Source organism: Methyloferula stellata AR4 (assembly GCF_000385335.1).
In the GTDB taxonomy this organism is placed as follows: Bacteria; Pseudomonadota; Alphaproteobacteria; order Rhizobiales; family Beijerinckiaceae; genus Methyloferula; species Methyloferula stellata.
In genome coordinates this window covers 227986-250487 of the sequence record NZ_ARWA01000001.1, presented here as the reverse complement: position 1 = coordinate 250487, position 22502 = coordinate 227986, and the positions used below count along the sequence as shown (strand labels likewise).

General features: G+C 59.6%; 22 protein-coding genes. 12 read left to right on the top strand and 10 right to left on the bottom strand.

The features are described 5' to 3' along the window. Positions 1 to 51: 51 nt before the first annotated feature. Both A3OQ_RS0101270 and A3OQ_RS0101265 read left to right on the top strand, forming a co-directional pair. Entirely contained in the window at positions 52 to 1233 is a 1182-nt protein-coding gene (locus A3OQ_RS0101270) for a YgiT-type zinc finger protein (protein WP_026595361.1), read from the top strand. A 246-nt stretch (positions 1234 to 1479) separates the two neighbouring features. Beyond that, positions 1480 to 2421 (top strand): hypothetical protein, encoded by a 942-nt coding sequence (locus tag A3OQ_RS0101265; RefSeq protein ID WP_020173534.1) that lies wholly within the window; start codon positions 1480 to 1482, stop codon positions 2419 to 2421. A 185-nt stretch (positions 2422 to 2606) separates the two neighbouring features. Here the strand turns inward: A3OQ_RS0101265 and A3OQ_RS0101260 are convergent, their stop codons facing one another. The 5 genes from A3OQ_RS0101260 to A3OQ_RS0101225 form a co-directional block, all read right to left on the bottom strand. After that, positions 2607 to 3584: an HpcH/HpaI aldolase/citrate lyase family protein gene (locus tag A3OQ_RS0101260; RefSeq protein ID WP_020173533.1), complete on the bottom strand. Its 978-nt coding sequence runs from the start codon at positions 3582 to 3584 to the stop codon at positions 2607 to 2609. 258 nt (positions 3585 to 3842) lie between these two features. After that, a complete protein-coding gene (gene sucD, locus A3OQ_RS0101255; RefSeq protein ID WP_020173532.1) occupies positions 3843 to 4751 on the bottom strand; it encodes a succinate--CoA ligase subunit alpha in 909 nt (302 codons plus the stop codon). A 24-nt stretch (positions 4752 to 4775) separates the two neighbouring features. Then, positions 4776 to 5963 (bottom strand): malate--CoA ligase subunit beta, encoded by a 1188-nt coding sequence (locus A3OQ_RS0101250; RefSeq protein ID WP_020173531.1) that lies wholly within the window; start codon positions 5961 to 5963, stop codon positions 4776 to 4778. A gap of 627 nt (positions 5964 to 6590) precedes the next feature. Then, the gene (locus tag A3OQ_RS0101230) at positions 6591 to 7649 is read right to left on the bottom strand and encodes an NADP(H)-dependent aldo-keto reductase (protein WP_020173528.1); all 1059 of its coding nucleotides are present in this window, start codon (positions 7647 to 7649) and stop codon (positions 6591 to 6593) included. Positions 7650 to 7793: 144 nt separating this feature from the next. Beyond that, entirely contained in the window at positions 7794 to 8138 is a 345-nt protein-coding gene (locus A3OQ_RS0101225; RefSeq protein WP_020173527.1) for a hypothetical protein, read from the bottom strand. A gap of 283 nt (positions 8139 to 8421) precedes the next feature. On the opposite strand from A3OQ_RS0101225, the gene mog reads away from it, so the two are divergent. The 3 genes from mog to A3OQ_RS0101210 are packed head-to-tail and all read left to right on the top strand — an operon-like array spanning position 8422 to position 12367. Next, the gene (mog, locus tag A3OQ_RS0101220; protein ID WP_020173526.1) at positions 8422 to 8967 is read left to right on the top strand and encodes a molybdopterin adenylyltransferase; all 546 of its coding nucleotides are present in this window, start codon (positions 8422 to 8424) and stop codon (positions 8965 to 8967) included. Positions 8968 to 8978: 11 nt separating this feature from the next. Further along, positions 8979 to 11492, top strand: coding sequence for a circularly permuted type 2 ATP-grasp protein (locus A3OQ_RS0101215; protein WP_020173525.1), 2514 nt, complete (start codon positions 8979 to 8981; stop codon positions 11490 to 11492). Beyond that, positions 11489 to 12367 carry a transglutaminase family protein gene (locus A3OQ_RS0101210; protein WP_020173524.1) on the top strand — a complete coding sequence of 293 codons (879 nt, stop codon included), beginning with the start codon at positions 11489 to 11491 and terminating at the stop codon, positions 12365 to 12367. Before A3OQ_RS0101215 ends, A3OQ_RS0101210 begins: the two co-directional genes overlap by 4 nt. Before the next feature lie 36 nt (positions 12368 to 12403). On the opposite strand, the gene A3OQ_RS21075 is transcribed toward A3OQ_RS0101210, so the two are convergent. From A3OQ_RS21075 to A3OQ_RS0101195, 3 genes are all read right to left on the bottom strand, one after another. After that, positions 12404 to 12982 carry a hypothetical protein gene (locus tag A3OQ_RS21075; RefSeq protein ID WP_152428271.1) on the bottom strand — a complete coding sequence of 193 codons (579 nt, stop codon included), beginning with the start codon at positions 12980 to 12982 and terminating at the stop codon, positions 12404 to 12406. A gap of 468 nt (positions 12983 to 13450) precedes the next feature. Continuing rightward, positions 13451 to 13795 carry a type II toxin-antitoxin system PemK/MazF family toxin gene (locus A3OQ_RS0101200; protein ID WP_020173522.1) on the bottom strand — a complete coding sequence of 115 codons (345 nt, stop codon included), beginning with the start codon at positions 13793 to 13795 and terminating at the stop codon, positions 13451 to 13453. Then, complete coding sequence (locus A3OQ_RS0101195; protein WP_026595359.1) at positions 13782 to 13997, bottom strand: AbrB/MazE/SpoVT family DNA-binding domain-containing protein; 216 nt, start codon at positions 13995 to 13997, stop codon at positions 13782 to 13784. Before A3OQ_RS0101195 ends, A3OQ_RS0101200 begins: the two co-directional genes overlap by 14 nt. A gap of 358 nt (positions 13998 to 14355) precedes the next feature. Between A3OQ_RS0101195 and A3OQ_RS23310 the strand changes: the two genes are divergently transcribed. From A3OQ_RS23310 to A3OQ_RS0101180, 3 genes are all read left to right on the top strand, one after another. Then, positions 14356 to 15153 carry an outer membrane protein gene (locus A3OQ_RS23310; protein WP_083931438.1) on the top strand — a complete coding sequence of 266 codons (798 nt, stop codon included), beginning with the start codon at positions 14356 to 14358 and terminating at the stop codon, positions 15151 to 15153. A gap of 337 nt (positions 15154 to 15490) precedes the next feature. Beyond that, positions 15491 to 15871, top strand: a complete 381-nt coding sequence (locus A3OQ_RS0101185) for a nuclear transport factor 2 family protein (protein WP_020173519.1) — start codon at positions 15491 to 15493, stop codon at positions 15869 to 15871. Beyond that, a complete protein-coding gene (locus A3OQ_RS0101180; RefSeq protein WP_040579819.1) occupies positions 15850 to 16485 on the top strand; it encodes a DNA-3-methyladenine glycosylase in 636 nt (211 codons plus the stop codon). The genes A3OQ_RS0101185 and A3OQ_RS0101180 overlap by 22 nt, the downstream gene beginning before the upstream one ends. Positions 16486 to 16542: 57 nt before the next feature. Here the strand turns inward: A3OQ_RS0101180 and A3OQ_RS0101175 are convergent, their stop codons facing one another. Together A3OQ_RS0101175 and A3OQ_RS21065 are read right to left on the bottom strand one after the other, a co-directional pair. Beyond that, complete coding sequence (locus tag A3OQ_RS0101175; RefSeq protein ID WP_020173517.1) at positions 16543 to 17958, bottom strand: B12-binding domain-containing radical SAM protein; 1416 nt, start codon at positions 17956 to 17958, stop codon at positions 16543 to 16545. A gap of 208 nt (positions 17959 to 18166) precedes the next feature. After that, positions 18167 to 18556, bottom strand: coding sequence for a hypothetical protein (locus A3OQ_RS21065; protein WP_020173515.1), 390 nt, complete (start codon positions 18554 to 18556; stop codon positions 18167 to 18169). Between the two features lie 207 nt (positions 18557 to 18763). Between A3OQ_RS21065 and A3OQ_RS0101160 the strand changes: the two genes are divergently transcribed. The 4 genes from A3OQ_RS0101160 to A3OQ_RS0101145 all read left to right on the top strand — a co-directional run bounded on the left by A3OQ_RS0101160 (position 18764) and on the right by A3OQ_RS0101145 (position 22499). Next, positions 18764 to 20209: an NAD-dependent succinate-semialdehyde dehydrogenase gene (locus A3OQ_RS0101160; protein WP_200859986.1), complete on the top strand. Its 1446-nt coding sequence runs from the start codon at positions 18764 to 18766 to the stop codon at positions 20207 to 20209. Positions 20210 to 20287: 78 nt separating this feature from the next. After that, on the top strand, positions 20288 to 21076 hold the full coding sequence (locus A3OQ_RS0101155; protein ID WP_020173513.1) for a transporter substrate-binding domain-containing protein: 789 nt from the start codon (positions 20288 to 20290) through the stop codon (positions 21074 to 21076). Positions 21077 to 21250: 174 nt separating this feature from the next. Continuing rightward, positions 21251 to 21772, top strand: a complete 522-nt coding sequence (locus A3OQ_RS0101150; protein WP_020173512.1) for a cytochrome b — start codon at positions 21251 to 21253, stop codon at positions 21770 to 21772. Positions 21773 to 21803: 31 nt separating this feature from the next. After that, on the top strand, positions 21804 to 22499 hold the full coding sequence (locus tag A3OQ_RS0101145; protein ID WP_020173511.1) for a VIT1/CCC1 transporter family protein: 696 nt from the start codon (positions 21804 to 21806) through the stop codon (positions 22497 to 22499). Positions 22500 to 22502 lie beyond the last annotated feature (3 nt).

Here is a 22502-nt window from a genome sequence, read left to right as displayed (position 1 = left end):
CTTCCGGGCAGTGCAGAGGACTGTCGCTTAGAAGGCGAGGAGGGACGAAATTTGCTCCTGTCAGAGCTGTTTCCGAAAGATGGAGAAGTCCGCAGGCTCTATTGTGACGTATGCGGTCAAAGTATGGATTTGGTCTTCACCGACTTCTCCGAAGATGTCTCCGGCGTCGAGATAACGATTCGGGGCTTGCCGCACCTGCATTGTCATCGATGTAACAAATACTACCTGACCGACGACTCCCGCTTCGCCATCATCCGAATTCATGAGGAGGCGATGAAAAAGGGAAGCAATAAGGCTTCGGTAGCAAAGCAAAAGCGGCCGGTTGATTTCAAGTTTACGAACGTGCCGTTTCTCGTGGATGCGGACGACTACCGATATATCCCTGGCCTGTACCGGCAGTTTGATGTGGGCTTTCTCTGTCCGTTGTATTTCAACAAAGAGGTTTTGCTGAAGTTCGAAAACTCGCCCAAATACGAGGTGCGTTTTGCGTCACAGTCATACGGTACGGTCGATATGGAGGAGGACTTTATCTCCTTCGGGATCAACCGCTATGGCAAGGTGATCATGTGGCTCGGCGACATCGCCAAGCTTTCGGAGTCGGAGCAGTTCTATCTACGATCGGAGAATGTTGAATCCGATCACTCGATCGGGAGCGAGTTTTACGACGGACAGATCGAGTGCATTTTCACCGAGCCGCCGAAGGAGGCCTCGATCATCACGGGCCGGACGGAGCTTGATCAGGCCTTCGAGGCGCACTTCAAAGCTAAGCTCTATCACCTGGACAAGGAGTTGATCGACACGATCGCCGGCTTGACGCCGCCGGTCGTCGATACAGAGAAGGAACGCAAGCACATCTTCGATAGCCTCACGCGCATTTTCATCGAGTCGATGGACAATGCGAAGCTCGAAAAGCTGCTGAAAAGCATCGGAGCAAGCTCGGCCGGTTCTGGCTCGTTGAAGCGATTCCAATCGGCTTTGGAGACGATCGACAATTCGAGTGCCGCCCCGACCGCTCTGATGCCACTCTATGTTCTCTATGATTTGAGGGTCGCCTACTCGCACCTCACCTCCGCGTCGCGCCGCGAGGAGTTGTTGTCGAGCGCCGTGGAACGCCTAGGTATCCGTCATGGCGCGGGGCTTTCCGAAATTTACGGTGCGTTAGTCGATGCGATGATTGAGGGATTAAAGTCGCTCCATTCGATCCTCACGTCCACCAATGGCGAGCAACACTGACCTCTAGGGTATGAACCGAAGCAAGAGGCGGAATGAATATTCAGAAGTTTTGAGTGTCGCCGTATCTCCGGAAGAGGACGCCGGAAATGTCTCGAAGGCGCCATCTTTAATCTGCTTCTGGAAAGCCGATGTTCGTAACTAAGCCTGTTTTTCTGTGACGGCGTGGCTCCAAGCATAAAGGAAGGCGCTTGCGCGATCCGCGCGGCCCTATCAATATGTCCTTCTCTCCAGAACAGCTCGGCTCACATGGATATTCAAGAAGTCCTCGATCGGAAAATCAAGGAGCTACCTGTTGGTCTCCATGTCGATGGGTTAAGGGCAGTCAAGTCCCACATCGATGCTGCTATCCGGCACTTCTTGAGAGGGCAAAGTGAACCTGACGAAACACTTTTCACTGATGTAATCTTCCGATGCAATCAGGCTTTTGAGGGCAGCATCAAAGAAGCTTACCGCGTAATCGCAGGTAAAGATCCCCAGAGCGTCAGGCCATACGAAATTGAACAGTTCCTGGGGTCGAGTAACTTACTCAGAAAAAAAGTGTTGGACCAGTTTACGATTTACCGTCGTGAGTGGCGAAACCCATCAGCTCACGACTATACGCTCGACTTTGACGAGGATGAGGCGCTTCTCGCAATCGTATCAGTTACAGTCTTTGCGATCGTACTCAGTGACCAGATAGACAGCAAGCTCGCGTTTGATGCTGCTGCCTCTGCCGCACCGGCTCAGGCGCTCACAAGCGCAGAACAAAATGCGCCCCTTCTGGATCTAGTGACGAATAAGGTTTTCGCGTTTGCGCAGAGCCACGTTGATACAATAGGTCCTAGCCATTCACCGGCCCATGACTACTATCGATTGGAAGGCGCGCTCGCTGGGTATCTCTCTTCAGAATTAGCCAGTCTTCCTGATGTAGTCGTAGAGCAAAATAAGCGATTTGCCAGTAGCGAGGCTGATATTGTGGTTGGACGAAATTCGGAGAGAATAGTCATCGAGCTGAAAAGAGCGTCCGGTAAGGCGAGTGCCAAAGGGATCGCCCACCAGGCCGTGACACAGGTCGCCCTCTATCTTCATGAGCCGAATATGGTCGGTGCAGTCGTGCTAGTCTATTCGGCTGCTGGTGGAGAATACGGTGTGATGCCTGCTTCAGGAGCGCTTTCTGAGCTTGTCCGGATTGTCGCACGACAATCCTAGAAAATGTGCCATTTGGGCGTGAACCGGCTTCAAAGACGGCGTCCGCTCACCACGGCCTGACTACCGAAACCAGCCATTCCGTTGCCGGCCCGCTCCCGGACATACAAACTACCCTATCGCCGCCGAGGTAGTGCCTCAGACCACCGGGCCGGTTTTGAGCCATAAGGTTCAAAACCGGCGCAAGATCACTCCGCCGCGGCCATTGCCTGCGCCTTGTTGAGGAGTGCTTCTGCCATGCGGATCGAGGCTATGTCGATCAATTTTCCATCGAGCGACACGGCGCCCTTGCCGTCTTTCGCGGCCTGATCCATCGCCTCGATGATACGCTTGGCCTTGGTCACTTCCGTCTCGGAGGGCGTGAAGACCTGATTCGCCAGGTCGATCTGGGACGGGTGGATCGCCCATTTGCCCTCATAGCCGAGCACCGCGGCGCGCTTGGCCGCGGCAAAAAAACCGTCGGGATCCGAGAAATCGCCGAACGGCCCGTCGATCGGCCGCAGCCCATAGGCGCGGCAGGCAATGAGCATGCGGGTTTGGGCGGCGTGCCATTGGTCAGCCCAATAATAGGCGCGCTTGCCGTCGGCATCCTTGTCGGAGAGCACGCCGTAATCCGGATTGACGCCGCCAATGACGGTCGTGCGCGCGCGGGTCGATGCCGCATAGTCGGCGACGCCGAAGCTCATCGCTTCGAGGCGCGGGCTCGATTGCGCGATCGCCTCCACATTGGCCATGCCGAGCGCCGTTTCGATCAGCACTTCGAAGCCTATGCGCTTCGTGCGCTTTTTGGCGGTCTCGATCTGCGTGACCAGCATGTCGAGCGCATAGACATCGGCCGGCACGCCGACCTTGGGAATGAGGATCAGGTCGAGGCGCGGGCAGGCTTCGACAATATCGACGACGTCGCGATACATATAATGGGTGTCGAGCCCATTGATGCGGATCATCATGGACTTGGTGCCCCAGTCGACCTCGTTGAGGCCCTGGATGATATTTTTGCGGGCCTGCTCCTTATCGTCGGGCGCCACCGCATCTTCGACATCAAGGAAAATGACGTCGGCCTTGGATTTCGCCGCCTTTTCGAAGAGCGCCGGATTCGAGCCCGGAACGGCGAGTTCGGAGCGTTGCAGGCGCGGCGTGGCCTGCGCGATCAGGGTAAAGCTCATGGGGGTGTCCTTTGATGCAGGCGGGGCGAAACGGTTGCGCAACCCTCTCCCCTTGCGGGAGAGGGTGGTCGGCGGAGCCGACCGGGTGAGGGGTATGATTGCGCAATTGAAGAGTTCTCTTACCCCTCATCCGGCCCGACTACTTCGGGCCACCTTCTCCCGCAAGGGGAGAAGGTTCGCGCGTTGCAATTTATCCTATTCCGCTGCGACCGCGGAGTCGCTACTGCCACCTTCCCCTAAGAGGGGAAGGATGCGCCCTCACGCCGACATGCGCTGGGGTTTTGCCGTGGCGAGCACGCTCGCCATGGTCGTGCCGAATTCGCCGGGGCTTGGCGCGACGGTCAGGCCGTAGCTCTTCATGATCTCGGTCTTTTCCGCAGCGCTGTCGCCGACCGCCGAGATGATCGCGCCGGCATGGCCCATGCGGCGGCCCTTCGGCGCCGTGAGGCCTGCGACGAACCCGACAACGGGCTTCGTCATGTTCTTTTGAATCCAGGCGGCGGCTTCGGCTTCCTGCGCGCCGCCGATCTCGCCGATCATGAGCACGGCGACGGTCTCCGGATCCTGTTCGAACAGGGCGAGATGATCGGCGAAGGAGCTGCCGTTGATCGGGTCGCCGCCGATGCCGACGCTGGTCGAAACGCCGATGCCCAAAGCCTTCATCTGCGAGGCGGCTTCATAGCCGAGCGTACCCGAACGCGAGATGATGCCGACATTGCCGCGCATATAGATATTGCTCGGCATGATGCCCAGCATCGCCTTGCCGGGGCTGATGATGCCGGCGCAATTCGGTCCGACCAGCAGCGTGCGGCGGTCTTTCGGATAGCGCATGAGATAGCGTTTGACGCGCATCATGTCCTGCGCCGGAATGCCGTCGGTGATCGAACAGACGAGCCGGATGCCGGCGTCGGCCGCTTCCATGATCGCGTCGGCCGCGAAGGCCGGCGCGACGAAGGCGAGCGAGGCTTCGGCGCCGGTCGCCCGCACTGCGTCCTTCACCGTATTGAAAACCGGAAGACCAAGATGCGTCGTGCCGCCTTTGCCGGGCGTCACACCGCCGACGACCTTCGAGCCGCACTCGATCATTTCCTTGGCGTGGAACGACCCTTTTTCACCCGTGATGCCTTGTACGATGATGGGTGTTTTTTCGTCGATGAGAATGCTCATGCCGTCTACCCGTCCCTCTCCGGATTAATGTGTTGTCGCGAGTTTATGGACGTTGCCGCAGGCGGCGACGGCCTTTTCGGCAGCTTCGGTCAATGTGTCTGCGCTGATGATCGCAATGCCGCTTTCAGTGATGATCTTGCGGCCCGCTTCGACATTGGTGCCGGCGAGCCGCACGATCAGCGGCACTTTGATTTCAATCTCCTTGCAGGCCTGAACCACGCCTTGCGCGACCCAGTCGCAGCGGTTGATGCCGGCGAAAATATTGACGAGGATGCTTTTCACATTGGGATCGGACAGAACCAGCCGGAAGGCCGTTGCCACGCGTTCGGGCGAGGCGCCGCCGCCGACATCGAGGAAGTTCGCCGGCGCTCCGCCGGCATGCTTGATCATGTCCATCGTCGCCATGGCGAGACCCGCGCCATTGACGATGCAGCCGATCTCTCCGTCGAGCCCGATGTAATTCAGATTGTGCTCGGCGGCCTGCGCCTCGCGCGGATCGGATTGCGCCGGATCGAACATGGCCGAGACCATGGGACGGCGGAACATCGCATTATCGTCGAAGGACATTTTCGCATCGAGCGCGATGACGCGATCGTCTTTGGTGATGACGAGCGGATTGATCTCGAGCATGGTCGCATCGCAATCGCGAAACGCGCGATAGGCGCCAAGAAGGGTCGTCACCGCGCGCGCCATCTGCTTGATGTTCAGGCCGAGTTCGAAGGCGATCTCGCGGGCTTGGAAGGCTTGCAGGCCGACGGCCGGCTCGACGAGAATCTGCGTGATCGCATTGGGATCGGAGGCGACGATCTCTTCGATCTCCATGCCGCCATGTTTCGATGCGATAACGCGCACGCGCTCGGCTTTGCGATCGAGGACGAAACCCAGATAAAGTTCGGTTTCGAAAGGATCGGCGACTTCGACATAGACGCGTTGAACCGGTTTTCCTTCCGGGCCTGTCTGCGCGGTGACGAGGCGCTTGTTGAGCATGTCCTCGGCTGCGCGGCGCACTTCATTATAGGTCTTGCAAAGTTTTACGCCGCCGGCCTTGCCGCGCCCGCCCGCGTGAACCTGAGCCTTCACCGCCCAATGCCATCCGCCAAGCTGGGTTGCTACATAAACAGCCTGATCGGCTGAAGAGGCCATGAAACCCGGTTGAATGGCCACACCGAATTTATGCAACAATTCCTTCGCCTGATATTCGTGAATGTCCATTCGTCACTCCCTGTGGCCCGGCCCATGTTGATATGGCCAGTGTGTTATCGGGTGTTCTCACACGCAGTCGAAGGTGCGGCGTCGAGGATGATGGCGCTGTTTCGACCTTAGTGGATCATTTATGCGAACACGATTGGAAAAATGCGGTGTGGCCGATTTCGTTGCCATAATTGCAAAGGCGGTCAATCGCTTTGATGTCGCATGCTCTCAAGCTTGGGATGCCGCACACCAGTGTCATCAAAGATGAGGGGTTTCAAAATCTTTGGCCGACGCGAAGGAGTGGAGCGCAAAAAGGCCCGCGCTGCCGAGGAGAAACGCGGCATTCATGGAACTGTTTTTTTCGTTCTTCTGGCGAAAGACCGAGACGGTAATTCTCTTCGCAACTGCGAGAAAAACAAATTTTCTTAAAGCGGTACGAAATATTTTTATGAAGACGATTGCGCGCCCGGACGCGGTTGGAGCGGGATGAGGACAATGTGCGCGGCGGTTTTCCGGGCCCGATCAAGTTTCCGCAGATAGCGCAAGCCTATCTGCGCCCCGTTCCGATTTACCAAATCGATCACGTTCATGATTTTGGATCAGTCCAAGGCGGACAGCCTAAGTTGGGTGATCCGAAATCATCGCGATCTACGGCGCCGGGTTTGGATGGATCTGATGGATCGCGTCGATCTTTTCCTCAAGCTCTGGCGTGATCGTCACATCGAGAGAATCGAGATCGGTCTTCAATTGCTCCATCGTCGTCGCGCCGATGATGTTCGATGTGACGAAGGGCCGTGAGGTCACGAAGGCCAAGGCCATCTGCGCGGGATCGAGGCCAGCCTCTTTGGCAAGCGCCACATATTTGTCGATCGCCTGCGCGGCGCCGGGTTTCTCATAGCGCTGGCCGCGATTGAACAGAACGGAACGCGATCCCTCCGGCCTTGCGCCGTTCTGATATTTGCCGGTGAGATAGCCTTGCGCCAAAGGCGAATAGGCGAGCAGGCCGACCTTCTCGCGCACCGCGATTTCGGCGAGCCCGATCTCGAAGGTGCGGTTCAGGAGATTATAGGCGTTTTGGATCGAGACCATACGCGGACCGCAGCCGCGTTCCCAGGCATGAATGAATCGTGACGTGCCCCAGGCGGTTTCGTTCGACAGTCCGACCTCGCGGATTTTTCCCTGCTTCACGAAATCATTGAGGACGGCGAGCGTTTCCTCGATCGGATTTTCAGGCGTCGCAGGCGGCGGTGCTTCCTTGTAGATCGTCGCGGAATCGCCAAAGAGCGGCAGCGGCCGGTCCGGCCAATGCAATTGATAGAGGTCGATATAATCCGTTTGCAGACGTTTCAGCGACGCCTCGATCGCGAAAGTGATCTGTTGCCGGTTGAGTTCGGTATGGCGGGCATGCGGCCTGATATAGGGGTTGGTGCTGCGGCCCGAGACTTTCGTCGCGAGGATCACCTTGTCGCGATTGCCGCGCGCCTTGAACCAGGTGCCGATGATCTTTTCGGTCGAGCCTTGCGTCTCGGGCTTCGGCGGGACGGAATACATTTCCGCCGTGTCGATGAAATTGATGCCGCGATCGAGCGCCATGTCGAGCTGCGCATGGCCGTCGGCCTCGGTGTTCTGTTGGCCCCAGGTCATGGTGCCGAGGCAGATCGACGAGACGGCGAGGTCGGTTTGACCCAGTTTGCGATATTCGACCATGGCGAGAGAACTCCTAAGGGAGGCGAGGGGCCAAATGATAAGGATTTGGCGAAGCCAGTTTCGTGCCGGGCGCGGAACTCCGGCGGCTTAGCGTTGGCGCATCATCTAATCCCGAAAGCCTGCACCTTTTCGGGATCATGCGAGCTATTTGCGCGTCAGATGAAGGATCGTCGCCTCGTGGGAGGGCTCGGCATCGGCGACGGTTTCCGACAGATCCTCGACCGCTTCCATCGCAGCGCGGCGCAGGTGCTTGATCTCCGGCTCGCTCAAAGCGGGCTTCACCTTGAGCGCTTCGACGAGATCCGAGCATTTATGAACGACATTGTCGATCGCTATGCTCTGCTTGGTGGTCAGCGCCATATAGCGGCGGAAGGTTTCGGCGCAATGGCGGGCGGAGACGATCAGATAGGTATGATCGTCGAGCGACACTTTCTTGATGTCCGACTTCAGGCTTGAAAGATATTCGGCAATTGCCTTGGGCACCGCCATCGGGCTGTCCTCTTTAAAACCGCAGGTATGCACCGTTGAGGCGGATGGAAAGCATGCGGGCAGGCCTTGATCGACAGAATGAAGAAAGCTTGAGGCTTTTTCAATAAGCTTGGAGCGGAAATCGCCCGCGACACCGCTTTGTGATCGAAATCCCTTTTATCGGAAAGGGTTAGCCTATTTTAGAACAAATCCGGCGCGACGATGGAAACCATTCTAAAACCGGCGCAATTGGCTTAAATCATCTCTGCGGAATAGCTTGAGGCGACACGAATGCGGGTGACCCATGGCCGATGAATTGAAACGCGCGGCCATCGTCGGCGTGGTGACGGCCTCCGACCGGGCCAGCATCGGCGTCTACGAGGATGAGAGCGGTCCGGCGATCGTGGCCTATCTCACCAGGATTCTGACGACGCCTTTTACCACCGTCCGGCGGATCATTCCGGACGGGTTTGAATCCGTCCGCGACTGTCTGATCGAACTCGCCGATAAGGACCATTGCGATCTGATCCTGACGACCGGCGGCACTGGGCCCTCGCCGCGCGACCTGACCCCGGAAGCAACCGAGGCCGCCGCGCCGCGCGTCCTGCCGGGTTTCGGCGAGCTGATGCGGCAGGAAAGCCTGAAGCAAGTGCCGACCGCGATCCTGTCGCGGCAGATCGCGGCGCATCGCGGGCCTTGCCTCATCATCAATCTGCCGGGCAAGCCCGCGTCGATCGAGGTCTGTCTCAATGCGGTCTTCCCCGCAGTGCCTTATTGTCTCGATTTGATCGGTGCGGCCTATATAGAGACCGATCCGCAGGTCTTGAAAGCCTTCAGGCCCAAAAAATGAGGCGCGCATAGATGGCCCCACGCGTGTCCACAGCCAAGGCGCAGATTCTGTCGAGCCGCCTGCGCGAGCTGACGGCCGACTATAGGCCGCTCGTCGATATTCCCGACGAATTCGTGGGGCCTTCCGGCGCGCCGCGTCCGCATTGGCTCCGCTTCTTCGAGGCTTTGTTCGAACATGGGCCGGAGGAGATCGAGCGCCGTTTCGGTACGGCTGATCGGCATATCCGGGAGGCTGGCGTCTCCTATCGCGCCTATGGCGACCTGAGCGAACGTACCTGGCCCTTGAGCCATCTGCCGCTGCTGATCGAAGCGCGCGAATGGCAGGAAATCGCCGAAGGCATAGAGCAGCGCGCCGGACTTCTCGAAGCGATCGCCGCCGATATTTACGGGCCGGGGCGCCTCATCGCCGACGGCGATCTTCCGGCCGCCGCCGTCACCGGCAGCCCGGAATTTTTGCATTCGCTCTCTCATGTCCGCCCGCCCGGCGGCAAATATCTGCATCTTTACGCCGCCGATCTCGGCCGCGGTCCCGACGGGCGCTGGTGGGTTCTGGGCGACCGCACGCAGGCGCCTTCGGGCACCGGCTATGCGCTCGCCAACCGCCTTGTGCTCTCCCGTGCCTTTCCGACGCTTTACGGCGACATGAATGTCGAGCGCCTGGCGCCTTTCTTCCAGAGCTTCCGCTCGGGTCTCGCAGGGCTGGCGCAGCGCAGTGATGCGCGCATCTGCCTGCTGACGCCGGGACCTTTCAACGAGACCTATTTCGAACAGGCCTATCTTGCCCGCTATCTCGGCTTTCTTTTGGTCGAGGGTGCCGACCTCACCATGCGCGAGAATCAGGTTCATGTGCGCACCATCGCAGGTTTGAAACGCGCCGATGTGATCTGGCGGCGGATCGATTCCGATTATGCCGATCCCCTCGAACTCAATGCTCATTCCAAGCTCGGCGTGCCGGGCCTGATCGAGGCGGTGCGCGAGAATGGCGTCGTGCTCGCCAATGCGCTCGGCACCGGCGTTCTCGAAACGCCCGCCTTGATGAGCTTCATGCCGCGGCTCTGCCAGCGCGTGCTGGGCGAAGCGCTGCTCTTGCCCAATATCGCGACGTGGTGGTGCGGCCAGCCGGCCGAGCGAAAGGATGTGATCAGGCATATCGACGAGATGGCGATTGCGGGCGCCTTCGGGAATCCGGTGCTCGATTTCCCGGCCAATCAATCTGTCGTCGGCGCCTCGCTGACGCCGGAGCAAAAGCAAAGGCTCGTCGGCGAGATCGAGACGCGCGGCGTCGATTTCGTCGGCCAGGAAGTGGTCAATCTCTCGACGACGCCGATGTGGATCGACGGGCATCTCATCCCGCGTCCCTTCGTGCTGCGCGTCTACGCGACTCAGACGGCCGATGGCTGGAAGGTCATGCCGGGCGGCTTCTGCCGCATCTCGGACCGCGCCGATGCGCGCGCTGTCTCGATGGGCGCGGGCGTCAAATCGGCGGATGTCTGGGTTCTCTCGGAAAAGCCGGTCGAGATGGTCTCGCTTCTGCCGACCGACGAGACGGTGCGCATCCGCCGCATCATGGGCGTTCTGCCTTCACGCGCGGCCGACAATCTCTTCTGGCTTGGCCGCTATCTCGAGCGCGCCGAAGCGACGCTCCGGCTCATCCGCTCGCTCGCCGGACGCCTCACCGAAGCCGATCCGCGCATAGCCGATGCCGGCATCACGGCGAGCCGCCTTGCCGGTCTCTTCGTTGCCTGGGGCGCGGCGCCGCCGAACACGGGGGTGGATACGGTCGCGCTCGCCGCCACCGCGCTCCATAGCGACGATCAATATGGATCGGTGCTGTCACTCATCCGCGATGCGCGCCGCGCGGCGTCTTTCATCCGCGAACGTCTGTCGCCCGACACATGGCGGCTCATCAATCAGCTCGACGCGCTGCTGGCGCAGGACAATGGCGTGGCTTTGACCGAGACAGAGATTTTCGAGCGCGCCGATGTGGCTTTGCGACGGCTCGCGGCGATCGCGGGCCTCGGCCAGGAGAATATGAACCGCGGCGCGGGCTGGCATTTCTTCGATGCCGGACGCCGCATCGAGCGCGCCGTCGATACCTGCCGCTTCGCCCGCTATTTCACGAGCCGCGAAGCGCCGGCCGACGATCTCGATGCGCTGCTCGATCTTATCGACTCGCAGATCACCTATCGTTCGCGCTATCTGATGGGCGTCGCGGTCTCGACGGTGCGCGACATGGTCGTGCTCGATCCGTTCAATCCGCGCTCGGTCGCTTTCCAGGTCGAGCGGCTGGTCGAGCATTTGGAAAAACTGCCGGTGCTCAACGAAGACGGCATGTTGGAGACGCCGCGCCGCCTCGTGCTGGCGCTTGCCGCCGAGATCGCGACGTCCGTCGCGGCGCAGCTCGACAATGACCGCATCCTGGCGTTCGAGCAAAATCTGCTCGGCCTCGCAGACGCGATCGCACAGCGTTATTTTCTCCAAGGTCCGCATGCCGCGCGCGCCGACAAGTCGGGCGGGCTCGCGTGATCTACGATATCAGGCATCTCACATCCTACGCCTATGGGTCCTCCGTCACCTTCTCGCATTGCGCCTTGCGGCTTTTACCGAAGGATGGCACCGGCCAATATGTGATGGCGGCCTCGCTCGATATCGATCCGGCGCCGAAGGAATTACATCAAAGGATCTGTTTCTTCGGCAATCGCGTGACCTCGCTCACGATCGAGACGCCGCATCGCAGGCTTTCGGTCGAAGCCAATATTTCGATCGAAATCGATCGCGAGGCGAGCCTGCATCCAAAGCTCACGCCCGCCTGGGAATATGTGCGCGACAGCGCTTTTTCGAGCGCGTCGCTCGACCCCGAGTCGCCGGTGCATTTTCTCTATCCGAGCCGCTTCGTGCCGCATTATCAGCCCGCGACGGATTATGCGCGCGGGCTGTTCACGACCGGCCGTCCCGTGCTCGAGGCCGCGATCGATCTCATGCATCGCATGCGCGGCGATTTCAGATATGATCCGAAGGCGACGATCCTCTCGACGCCATTGTCGGAAGCCTTCGAGAAGCGCCACGGCGTCTGTCAGGATTTCGCGCATATCATGATCGCCGGTCTGCGCGGGATCGGTCTCCCGGCCGCTTACGTCTCGGGCTATATCCGGACGATCCCGCCGGAGGGCCAGAAGCGTCTGCAAGGGGCCGACGCCATGCATGCCTGGGTGTCGCTTTGGTGCGGCGAGGCCTGCGGCTGGATTGATCTCGATCCGACGAACGACATGCTGATCGGCAATGATCATATCGTGTTGGCGCGGGGCCGCGACTATGCCGATATTTCACCTGTCGCGGGGATTATTTTGGGCACGCGCGAGCAGGATGTCGATGTGCAGGTCGATGTCGTGCCGAGAATGTGAGGGTTGAGAATGGATTAGTTGACGACAGGCGTCCGCTTATTTGGAATAATACCTGACAAAATAAGCGGCGAAATTGGTGAATGTAATTGATACTTCCTGCAATCGACCGGCGATTGCCTCAGTTTTCTTCGTCCGTTGTGGTCCCTTAGGGTCTTTCAACCCAAAGGCGTCGCGTATCACAATTCGATCGACCACGGCGTCCGCGAGGGTGAAGTACCAATCCAAGGGCTCAGATCCCATGGAATACGACCACCACCGTTCTGGAGATTGGCGAGCAATCTCCTGGAGACTTTCGCCGGGTAATGTCCGGTCATAATGAAATGCAATTCGATTCCGCAGCGTGTTGAGCGTTTTCATCTCGCGCGACCTAATGAAAGCTTCCAAGTCGGAAAATGCAGCCACGGTCTGCGGGTCGCACTTTTCGACGGCGACTCTTAATTTTGGCGTTTGGGCAATTTCTCTGATGATTAGCAACGCTTCATACACATGCGCCATTAGGATACGGATAAAGTACATCCGTGCGCCGTTTCTTCTGAAGTCTCGACGCAGGTCTGTAGTTAAAGCCCATCCATCATTAGCATCGCTTGCGAGGGAGATATCATTGATTGACAGCATCAATCGTATCAGAACACTCGCGAGCTCTGGTTGCGAGGCGATGGTGCTTGCTCTGACCAACCAAGTTCGGCTTTTCCCCATTCCCGAACTTTCTAAGAAATTCTGAGATATTGGCGTAGCGCGGATGAAACCTCGGCCATCACTGCTGGCTTAACGCGACCTAAAGGCTCGGCGTGGCTGGCTTCGATGATTGTGGCTTGCAGGAGTCTAATGTCGAACAAGTGCAGGTTCAAGCGCCCTCATCTTGAGGAGGCTGCGCAGCAGCCGTCTCGAAAGACGAGGGCGCGGCGGATGCTCTTCCATTCTTGCGTGAGCCCTCGCCCTTCGAGACGCCGCAATCCATTCCGGTCAAGCCCGAAATGGATTGCGGCTCCTCAGGGTGAGGGCTTTTGTGTAAGAGGGTGGAGCAGCCTAGCCTTTCAAAGCTAGCCATAGCCTCTGATCCGCTTCGCTGTTCCAAGCTATCCCTTAGCCTAAACCCAAATAGTCCCGCAGCGCAGCTGTGACCTTCGTCATCATCGCCGGTTTGATGCGGCCCAAGGGTTCGGCGTGGCGCGTTTCGATCGTGGCGAGCTTGCAAGGCCGGATGACCGAGGGGGCGGGAAGACCAGCGTCCGCATAGGACTTCCCGAGCGAAATATCGCCGGGCCAAGGCCGGTTTTCGGCGCTCGTAATCATCACGACCCAAAGCAGGCTTTCGTCCTCGCCTATGCCGCCCGCCGAGACGACAAGCGCCGGACGCCGCTGCCGTGTTGCGCGGTCGGTATAGGGAAATGGGACCCGTATAACGGCGCCCTGCTCAAAGCTTGCCATAGGCCTTCCGATCAGCCGCGCTGTCCCATTCGCTGAAGGTCGCAAAAGGATCGTCCGACGCGCCGGGTTGAGCCTTGGTCAGGATCACCCGATCCTTCTCGATCGTATAGGCGATCTCATCGCCTTCCTTAAGATGAAGCGCGGTTCGGACAGGCTGAGGGATCGTAGTTTGGGCTTTTGTCGTCAGCTTACTTGTAATCATCGACACCTCGAAAGGATTTTCCTTACTATAAGGATTTCCTTTGCCCCGGCAAGGTCCGGGCACGCACAAGCGCCCTCATCTTGAGGAGGCTGCGCAGCAGCCGTCTCGAAAGACGAGGGCGCGGCCGGCATGTTCCATTCTCGCGTGACGCCCTCGCCCTTCGAGACGCGCGCTTTGCGCGCTCCTCAGGGTGAGGGCTTTTGTGATCCTTTACATCGCGCGAACAGGATGTCGATGTCGTGCCGCGGATATGAGAGGGGAGGGGCGAGAGCCGCCCTGTGCAACTGCCAAGCTATCGCCTTCTGCGCCAGATCTTATTATAGTACCCCTCGTTTTAATGTCTGTCTGAGGGGGCACGATGAAAACGATATATCTCTCTGCCGCAATGTTGTGCGGCATGGCGGCCGCTTCGGCGGTCGCGGCCGACTTGCGGCCGATCGCGCCGCCGGTCGTTGCGGACTTCAGTTGGACCGGCTTTTACGCGGGTGGCAATGCCGGCGTCGCTTGGGGCACCGCCAATGTCTCACAGACCTTGTTCGCGCCGGCGCCTTTCGTGCCCGGCGATGCCGCAGCGGTTTCGTCCGCGGCGTCTCCGCTGCTTCATTCCAACACTGCCGCGGTCGGCGTGCAGGCCGGCTATAATCATCAATGGGGCAATTTGGTCTTCGGCGGTGAAGTCGATTTCGACTATCTGCATCTGCAAGCGCCGAAGAGCGCGATCTCCGTGTTTCCGAGCACTTTGCCGGGCGGCGTCGTTGGGCCGCCGGTTCAGACGTTCTCGACCACGACGTCGGTCTCGACCAATTGGCTTTTCACGGCCCGTCCTCGGCTTGGTTGGTCCGTCGGTACATGGCTTTTCTATGCCACGGGCGGTCTCGCGCTCGCGCGGGAGAACTTCAACCAGAGCGTTGCGCTTGTCGCGCCCTTCATGGAAACGACAAGCCTGACGGCCAATCGCGTTGGATGGACGGCGGGTGCCGGCGTCGAATATGCGATCAACCGGAATTGGTCGCTCAAGGCCGAATATCTGCATGTCGATCTCGGCACAGCGTCGACGGCCGCGACGCTAACACCTCCCTTTCCCGGGCTCGGCATGACCGGAAGCTTCCGCCTGACGACCGAGATTGCGCGTGGCGGAGTGAACTATCACTTTTGATGGCAGGACGGCCCGGCATTGCCGGGCCGGCGCTCGTCAGAAATATGGCCGGTTAAGCTGACCCCTTAGCCCAAACCCAAATATTCAGGCAACGCGGATGCCACCTTGCTCAGCATCGCGGGTCTAATGCGCTCCAAAGACTCGGCGTGGCCGGCTTCGATGGTTGCGAGCTTGCAGGAGCCTAACGCCGCAGAAGCGCACGCTTAAGCGCCCTCATCTTGAGGAGGCTGCGAAGCAGCCGTCTCGAAAGACGAGGCGCGGCGCACGTTCCATTCTTGCGTGATGCCGTGCATTGTACGATGGCTGACCAGGCACGCGATGGTCAAGGAGATTTGACATGGGAGACCAGGAGATCAGCGCGGCTCTGGATCGCCATTGGGCCGCCTCCGACGCCAACGACTTTGAGACCGAGCACCAGATCTACCAGGAGGACGCGGTGCTCGAATATCCGCAATCGGGCGAGCGCATTCGCGGACGGCGCAACATTCAGTCATCGCGGGCGGCGCAGCCGAACCAGAAACGCTTCACGGTGCGGCGGATGATCGGCGCGGGCGACCTCTGGGTCACTGAATTTGTCCTGACCTATGACGGGCGGCCGTCCTACACCGTGAGCATCATGGAGTTCCGCGATGGGAAGGTGGCCCGCGAGACCCAATATTTCGGCGATGCGTTCGAGCCGGGGCCTTCGCGCGCACAATGGGTCGAGCGGATATCTTGAAACCTGGCCGCCGTAAGGATGGCTACCGGCTGATCACCCGCGCGGCGCTGCCGATCGATACGGTCTCTCTCGCGCGCTTTCTCATCGGCAAGCGATTGGTGCGGGAGCTGCCGGAAGGCATAGCCAGCGGCCGCATTGTCGAGACCGAGGCCTATATCGTCGGCGATGCCGCCGGGCACGCGTACCGTGGGATGACCGAGCGCAATCGCTCGCTGTTTCTCGAGCCTGGGCACGCCTATGTTTATCGCGCCTATGGCATCTCATACATGCTGAATGTCTCGAGCGAGAAGCCCGGCATCGGCGCCGGCGTGCTGATCAGGGCGATTGAGCCGATCGAAGGCATCGAGATCATGCGGCTCAATCGCGGCATCGAGCGCTTGCGCGACTTGGCGCGTGGACCGGGACGGCTAGCAGCGGCATTGCGGATCGATCGTTCGCTCGATGGGCTCGATCTTTGCCGTAAAGGCCCTCTCTGGCTCGGCCGCGGCGAGGACGAACAAGGCGACATCGGGCAGAGCATCAGGATCGGCATTTCGAGGGACACGGACCGCCTCCTGCGATTTTATCTTCGGGGCAGTCCGTTTGTCAGCGGCCCAAGAACGCTCAACGAATAGAAGACCGTCCGAGCGCACCAAATATGAGCGCGGACGGTTCTTCCTTTCATCGCCTTCTCACGCCACCTTCGCAGGCTCGATCGACTCGAGCACGGCGTCGCGCCATTCCTGTTTGATCGGCAGGATCGGAGGCACGGGAATGACATTGGGCTCCGGCGTCGGCGCCGAGACCGCATCGATATGCTGCGTCCGGAACGCTTTGCGCAGGAAAAGATTGTAGATCATCCATTGCGCCCGCTGCCGCTTGCCGCTGTAGGGGAACCGGCTGGCGATCGAAGAGGTCGAATAGAAATCATGATTGGCGCGTTTAAAGCCAACGCGCAATTCGTCCGGCGTCATTTGCGCCGGCTGATAGACGACATGGGCCTGATCGTAATCCGTCCAATCGAAGGAGACGATGCGGTTCGCCTTCTTCAGCTCATACCAGGTGAGCGTGCCGGGATAAGGCGTCAGCGTCGAGAACCCGCAAGCATCGAATTTGGCATCGACGTTGAATTTGACGGTTTCGTCGAAGACCGAAAGATCGTCGCCGTCGAAGCCGAACATGAACAGGCCGAAGACCATCATCCCGTAAGAATGCACCTTCTCGACCAGCTTGACGAATTGGTCCGGCCGGTTGACGTGCTTATGCACGCTGGTCAGCGTCGAGCGCGTGATCGACTCGAAGCCGATGCTCAAAAGCGTGCAGCCGCTTTCGGCCGCGAGCTCTAGCATCTCGTCATCCTGGGCGAGTTTCGAGGTGACGCCGGCCTGCCAATGAAATCCGCGTCCCTTCAAGGCGCGCATCACCTCCTTCGGGCGTTCCGGCGTTCCGAAGAAATCCGCATCATTGATCGAGATGTTGCGCTCGCCGCATTCCTCCATCTCGCGGATCACCTCGTCGACGGGGCGATAGCGGAATTTGAGGCCGTTCATCAGCGGCTCGGCGCAGAAGGTGCAGCCTTGATGACAGCCGCGCGAAGTCTGGACGAAGGTGCGGTTCACATAGCGGTTTTTCTTGAGCAGATCGTAACGCGGCATCCGCATCCCTTCCATCGGATGCAATATGTCGGATTTATAGGTGCCGCGCATCGCGCCATCTTCGAGATCATCAAGCAATTTGTCGATCACAAGCTCGACTTCCCCGATGACGACGGCGTTGCAATGCTGGAGCGCTTCCTCCGGCATGAAGCTCGGATGCACGCCGCCCATGACGACGGGGATGCCCTTGGCGCGGAACTGGTCGGCGATCTCGTAACCGCGGTTGACGTAACTCGTCATCGCGGAAATGCCGACGAGATCGGCCTTCAAGTCGAAATCGACCGTCTCGATATTCTCGTCCGTGAGCACGACTTCATATTTGTCGCGTGGAATGCACGCGGCGACGGCGAGCAGTCCGGCCAGCGGAGAGTAGAGCGCCCGGTTCAGATACATGGGGCGGGTCGTGACCGAATCCGTTTTCGGATTGATGAGATGAATGATGCGCGTCCGCATAGCGTTCTCCCTGGCGCGACAAGGACCCTATCCGACTTCATTATGAGATGGGCGTTCCTCGGACCTTATCTAAAGTACGAAATTATAGCCTTTGCAGGGCAAGCGGGCGAGAATCATATCCGTCAATCTGCCCGTCGTATTGGCTCTTTTTTGTGCAGCCTGAATGCAAAGCAAAACGTCGAGAGGTTCGATATGAAAACCGGCGAAGTCAATGAGACTTCGGGATTTCCGCACCGGCGAAATAGCGTTCGAAGCCGTCGCTGATGCCTTTCATATGGTCTTCTTTCAGGCCGAACGACACTTCGAATCCATCGGGTGTCGCCAGAGTCAGGATGACGGTCTTAGGATCGGAGGACCGTTCGGTCCGGAATTTTCCAAGCTGATAGACGAGACGCAGACTGGGATCTTGATGGCGTGCCTGCAGCGCCAAATTCACCATGCGCGGCAGGGTCATGAGAAACGCATTCAGGCATTCGCTCGGCAAGGTCAGCGAGCCAGGGTGTCCTTTCGAATCCTTAAAGCCGATCCGGAAGTAATCGCCGTCCGTCGAGACGTCCAGGGCGGTCAATCCTTCGCCTATGATATCTTCCGCGGTCATCGGAACTCTCCTCTCCGGCCTATGGTTGAGAGGAGACCTGGATGGAGGCCATTGCAGCATCGTTACGCGGCACGGTAATATCGTTACGGCTGACATGGCTGATAGAGCCTGTCAGATCCTCCGACGATGCCCGGCCGGAAGGCGCCAGTTCCATCGAGGCTCGGCCGTCGCATTCCATATCGCGCCGCGAACGCGTTTCGCACATTCATGGAGAGCACCGTGTATCCTAACGTTCAGCTGCATATTGCCGGTCAATGGCGCGATGCGGAGGGCGGCCGCACGATTCCGGTGCTGAATCCGGCGACCGAGGAGCAGATCGGTACGGTCGCGCATGCTTCGCAAAGCGATCTCGACGCGGCTCTGGCGGCGGCGGCGCAGGGTTTTTCGGTCTGGAGCCAGACCTCCGCCTTCGAACGGGCCAAGATCATGCGGCGCGCGGCGGAGCTTATCCGCGAGCGCGCCAAATCCATCGCGCTTCTGATGACATTGGAGCAGGGCAAGCCGCTCTTCGAATCGAAGACCGAGACGCTTCTCGCGGCCGACATCATTGAATGGTTCGCCGAGGAGGCGCGCCGCACCTATGGCCGCGTGGTACCGGCGCGGGCGCCCGGCGTCTATCAGCTTGTGCTGAAAGAGCCTGTCGGGCCGGTCGCCGCCTTCACGCCGTGGAATTTTCCGATCAATCAGGTCGTGCGCAAGCTGTCGGCGGCGCTCGCCGCCGGTTGCTCGATCATCGTCAAGGCGGCCGAGGAGACGCCGGCCTCTCCGGCCGAGCTCATTCGCGCCTTCGCCGATGCCGGCGTGCCGGACGGTGTGATCGGGCTCGTCTATGGCGTGCCGTCCGAGATCAGCGCATATCTCATTCCGCATCCGACGATCCGCAAATTGACCTTTACCGGCTCGACGCCGGTCGGCAAAAAGCTCGCCGCTTTGGCGGGCGCCCATATGAAACGCGTTACGATGGAGCTTGGCGGTCATGCGCCCGCCGTCGTCTTCGACGACGCGGATGTGGATGTTGCGGTCAAGCAATTGATCAAGGCCAAGTTCCGCAATGCCGGCCAGGTCTGCGTGTCGCCAACGCGCTTTCTCGTGCAGGCAAAGGTCTATGACGATTTCGTCGGCAAATTCGCCGGCGCCGCGAAGGCGCTCAAGGTCGGCGACGGCCTGAGCGAAGGCGTCGACATGGGGCCGCTCGCCAATGAACGGCGCATCAACGCGATGGAAGCGCTTTTGGCCGACGCGCGGCAAAAGGGTGCTGCGATCGAGACCGGCGGCAATCGCATCGGCAACAAGGGCTATTTCTTCGAGCCGACCGTGGTGACAGGCGTGACGCGCGACATGCGGATGATGAATGAAGAGCCCTTCGGTCCGCTCGCCATGATGCTGCGCTTCGAGACATTCGAAGAGGCGGTGGAAGAGGCCAACCGGCTGCCCTTTGGGCTTGCCTCCTATGCCTATACGCGCTCCACCAAGACCGCGACCATGGTGGCATCCTGCGTCGAAGCCGGCATGATGAGCATCAATCATCTCGGCCTTGCCTTGCCGGAAGTGCCCTTCGGCGGCATGAAGGACAGCGGCTATGGGTCCGAGGGTGGCGCGGAAGCGATCGAAGCCTATCTCAATACGAAATTCGTGTCGCAGGCAGGCGTTTAATTCACGTTGATTTGCAACGCCACCGCTTACACAGGCACCTCTTTGCCATTAGCCTGGCGGAGGCCAAAGGGGTCGCCGATGAAAGCCACGATGCTGTTTGGGCTGATGCTTGCGCTGTCTTTCGGCGGCAAAGCAATCGCGGCCGATGATGATGTCCTTCATGAGCTCGCGCCGACCGGCACGCTTCGTGTCGGCGTTGCCTATGCGCCCGCTCCGACGCCACTCTTCGTCGTCAAGGATGCGGCGGGTGAAGCGCATGGCGTCGCGCGCGACCTCGGCGCCGCGGTCGGCAAAGCCCTCGACGTACCGGTCGCGTTCTTCGTTGTGGCGACAACAGGTGAAGTGACGAATGCGCTGGCCTCTGGCGCGATCGACATCGGCGTCATGCCGGCCGATGAGGACCGCCGCAAGCGCGTCGATTTCGCGCCGCCTTATTTCGTGATCGAATGCACCTATCTCGTCACGGACAATCCCGAGATCAAGGCGATCGCCGATGTCGACCGCGGGGGAATGACCGTCGTTGGCATCGCCGGATCGGCGACGGAGCGCGCCGCCGCGCGCAGCCTCAAGGTTGCGAAGATCGTCGAAGCCAAGACTGTCGACGAAGCCATGACAATGATGAAAGCCGGAACCGCACAGGCCTTCGCGCTTACTCATGATGCTCTGCCGCTCCTGCAGCCGCAAGTGCCGGGCTCGCGCATTCTCGACGGCGCGTTCCAGAGCTTCGGCGTCGGCATCGCCGTGCAAAAGGATCATCCGGCGGCGCTCGCCTATATCAAGGCCTTTACTGAGCGCGCCAAGGCCGACGGCACGATCCGGCGCGCCTTCGGCGATGCCGGGCTGAACCGGTTGCAGATCGCGCCTTAAGAGAAGAAGGCGCATGACGCGGGTATGACCACCCAGCCGAAGCCTATCTGTGCCGATTGAACAATCATTCGAGTCTTTGACCTGCCTCAATTGCGGCGAAGTCGAACATGATAAGAAATTAGCAAACCCTTGAGCCTATAGGTTCGAAACATCAGCTCGGAAGGCGGCGCTATTTTGCATTATGATTCGATCACGGTCAGGCTGCATTGGGCCACGGCGTCATTGGTCGCGGTGCTGTGGATCATCGGCCAGACGGCAGATTTGATTCCCGATGGTCCCATCAACACGGCCTATTGGTCGGTTCATGTCGTGCTCGGCTTTGTGCTGATCGTCGTTTTGATCTGGCGGATCATGTGGCGGGGCACCGGCGGCAGCCGCCTCCCGCCTGCAAATGCCGGTGCTCTCCAAATCGCCGCGGATTCGACCCATTATCTGCTCTACGCGTTGTTGCTGTGCGCCATCGTGCTTGGCGTCGCAAACGCTTTCGTACGCGGCTATAATCTCTTCGACCTTGTCAGCCTGCCTCAGCTTGGCGACAAGGCTTGGAAAAAGCCGATTACGCGATGGCATGAACTCGCGGCCAATGTTTTGCTGGGCGTAGCGTTTTTGCATGCGGGCGCTGCCTTGGCGCATCATTATGTCATGCGTGACGGTGTGCTCCGCCGGATGCTGCCGCGCAAGGCGGGTTCTCCATGAGACGTGTATTCTCGTTAAGACATGCAAAAGCGTGAGCCGCCTTCATCGCGAGCAACACCTTATCGCACGTATCGGCTGGCTTCGTGCCGCCGTTCTCGGTGCGAATGACGGGATTATTTCAACCGCGAGCCTGATCGTCGGCGTGGCCTCGGCCGCCACCGCGTCGAACGAGGTTCTGGTTGCCGGGGTTGCAGGCATGATCGCAGGTGCGATGTCCATGGCGGCCGGCGAATATGTCTCGGTCAGTTCGCAGGCGGATACGGAACGTGCGGATCTTGGGCGCGAACGGCGGGAGCTGTCCGATGATATCGATTTCGAAAAGGCGGAATTGGCGCAAATCTACGTCGACCGCGGCGTTGAGCCAAAGCTTGCAAGGCAGGTCGCCGAGCAACTCATGCGGAAGGACGCCTTGGGAGCTCACGCGCGTGACGAACTCGGAATCACGGCTGCGATTACCGCAAAGCCGATTCAAGCCGCGCTGACATCAGCCCTCACTTTCGCGATAGGCGCGGCTCTGCCGATCGCAGCGGTTCTTATCGCGCCGCATCGTTTCCTCGTGGCGGCTGTCGCCGGTTCGTCCCTGGTGTTTCTCGCATTGCTCGGCGCGCTCGGAGCGAAGATCGGCGGCGCGACTATCTTGAAACCGACGCTTCGCGTGGCTTTCTGGGGCGCGTTTGCGATGGCGGTGACCGCGGGTATCGGAGCCCTCATCGGCAAGGCGGTTTAGCGC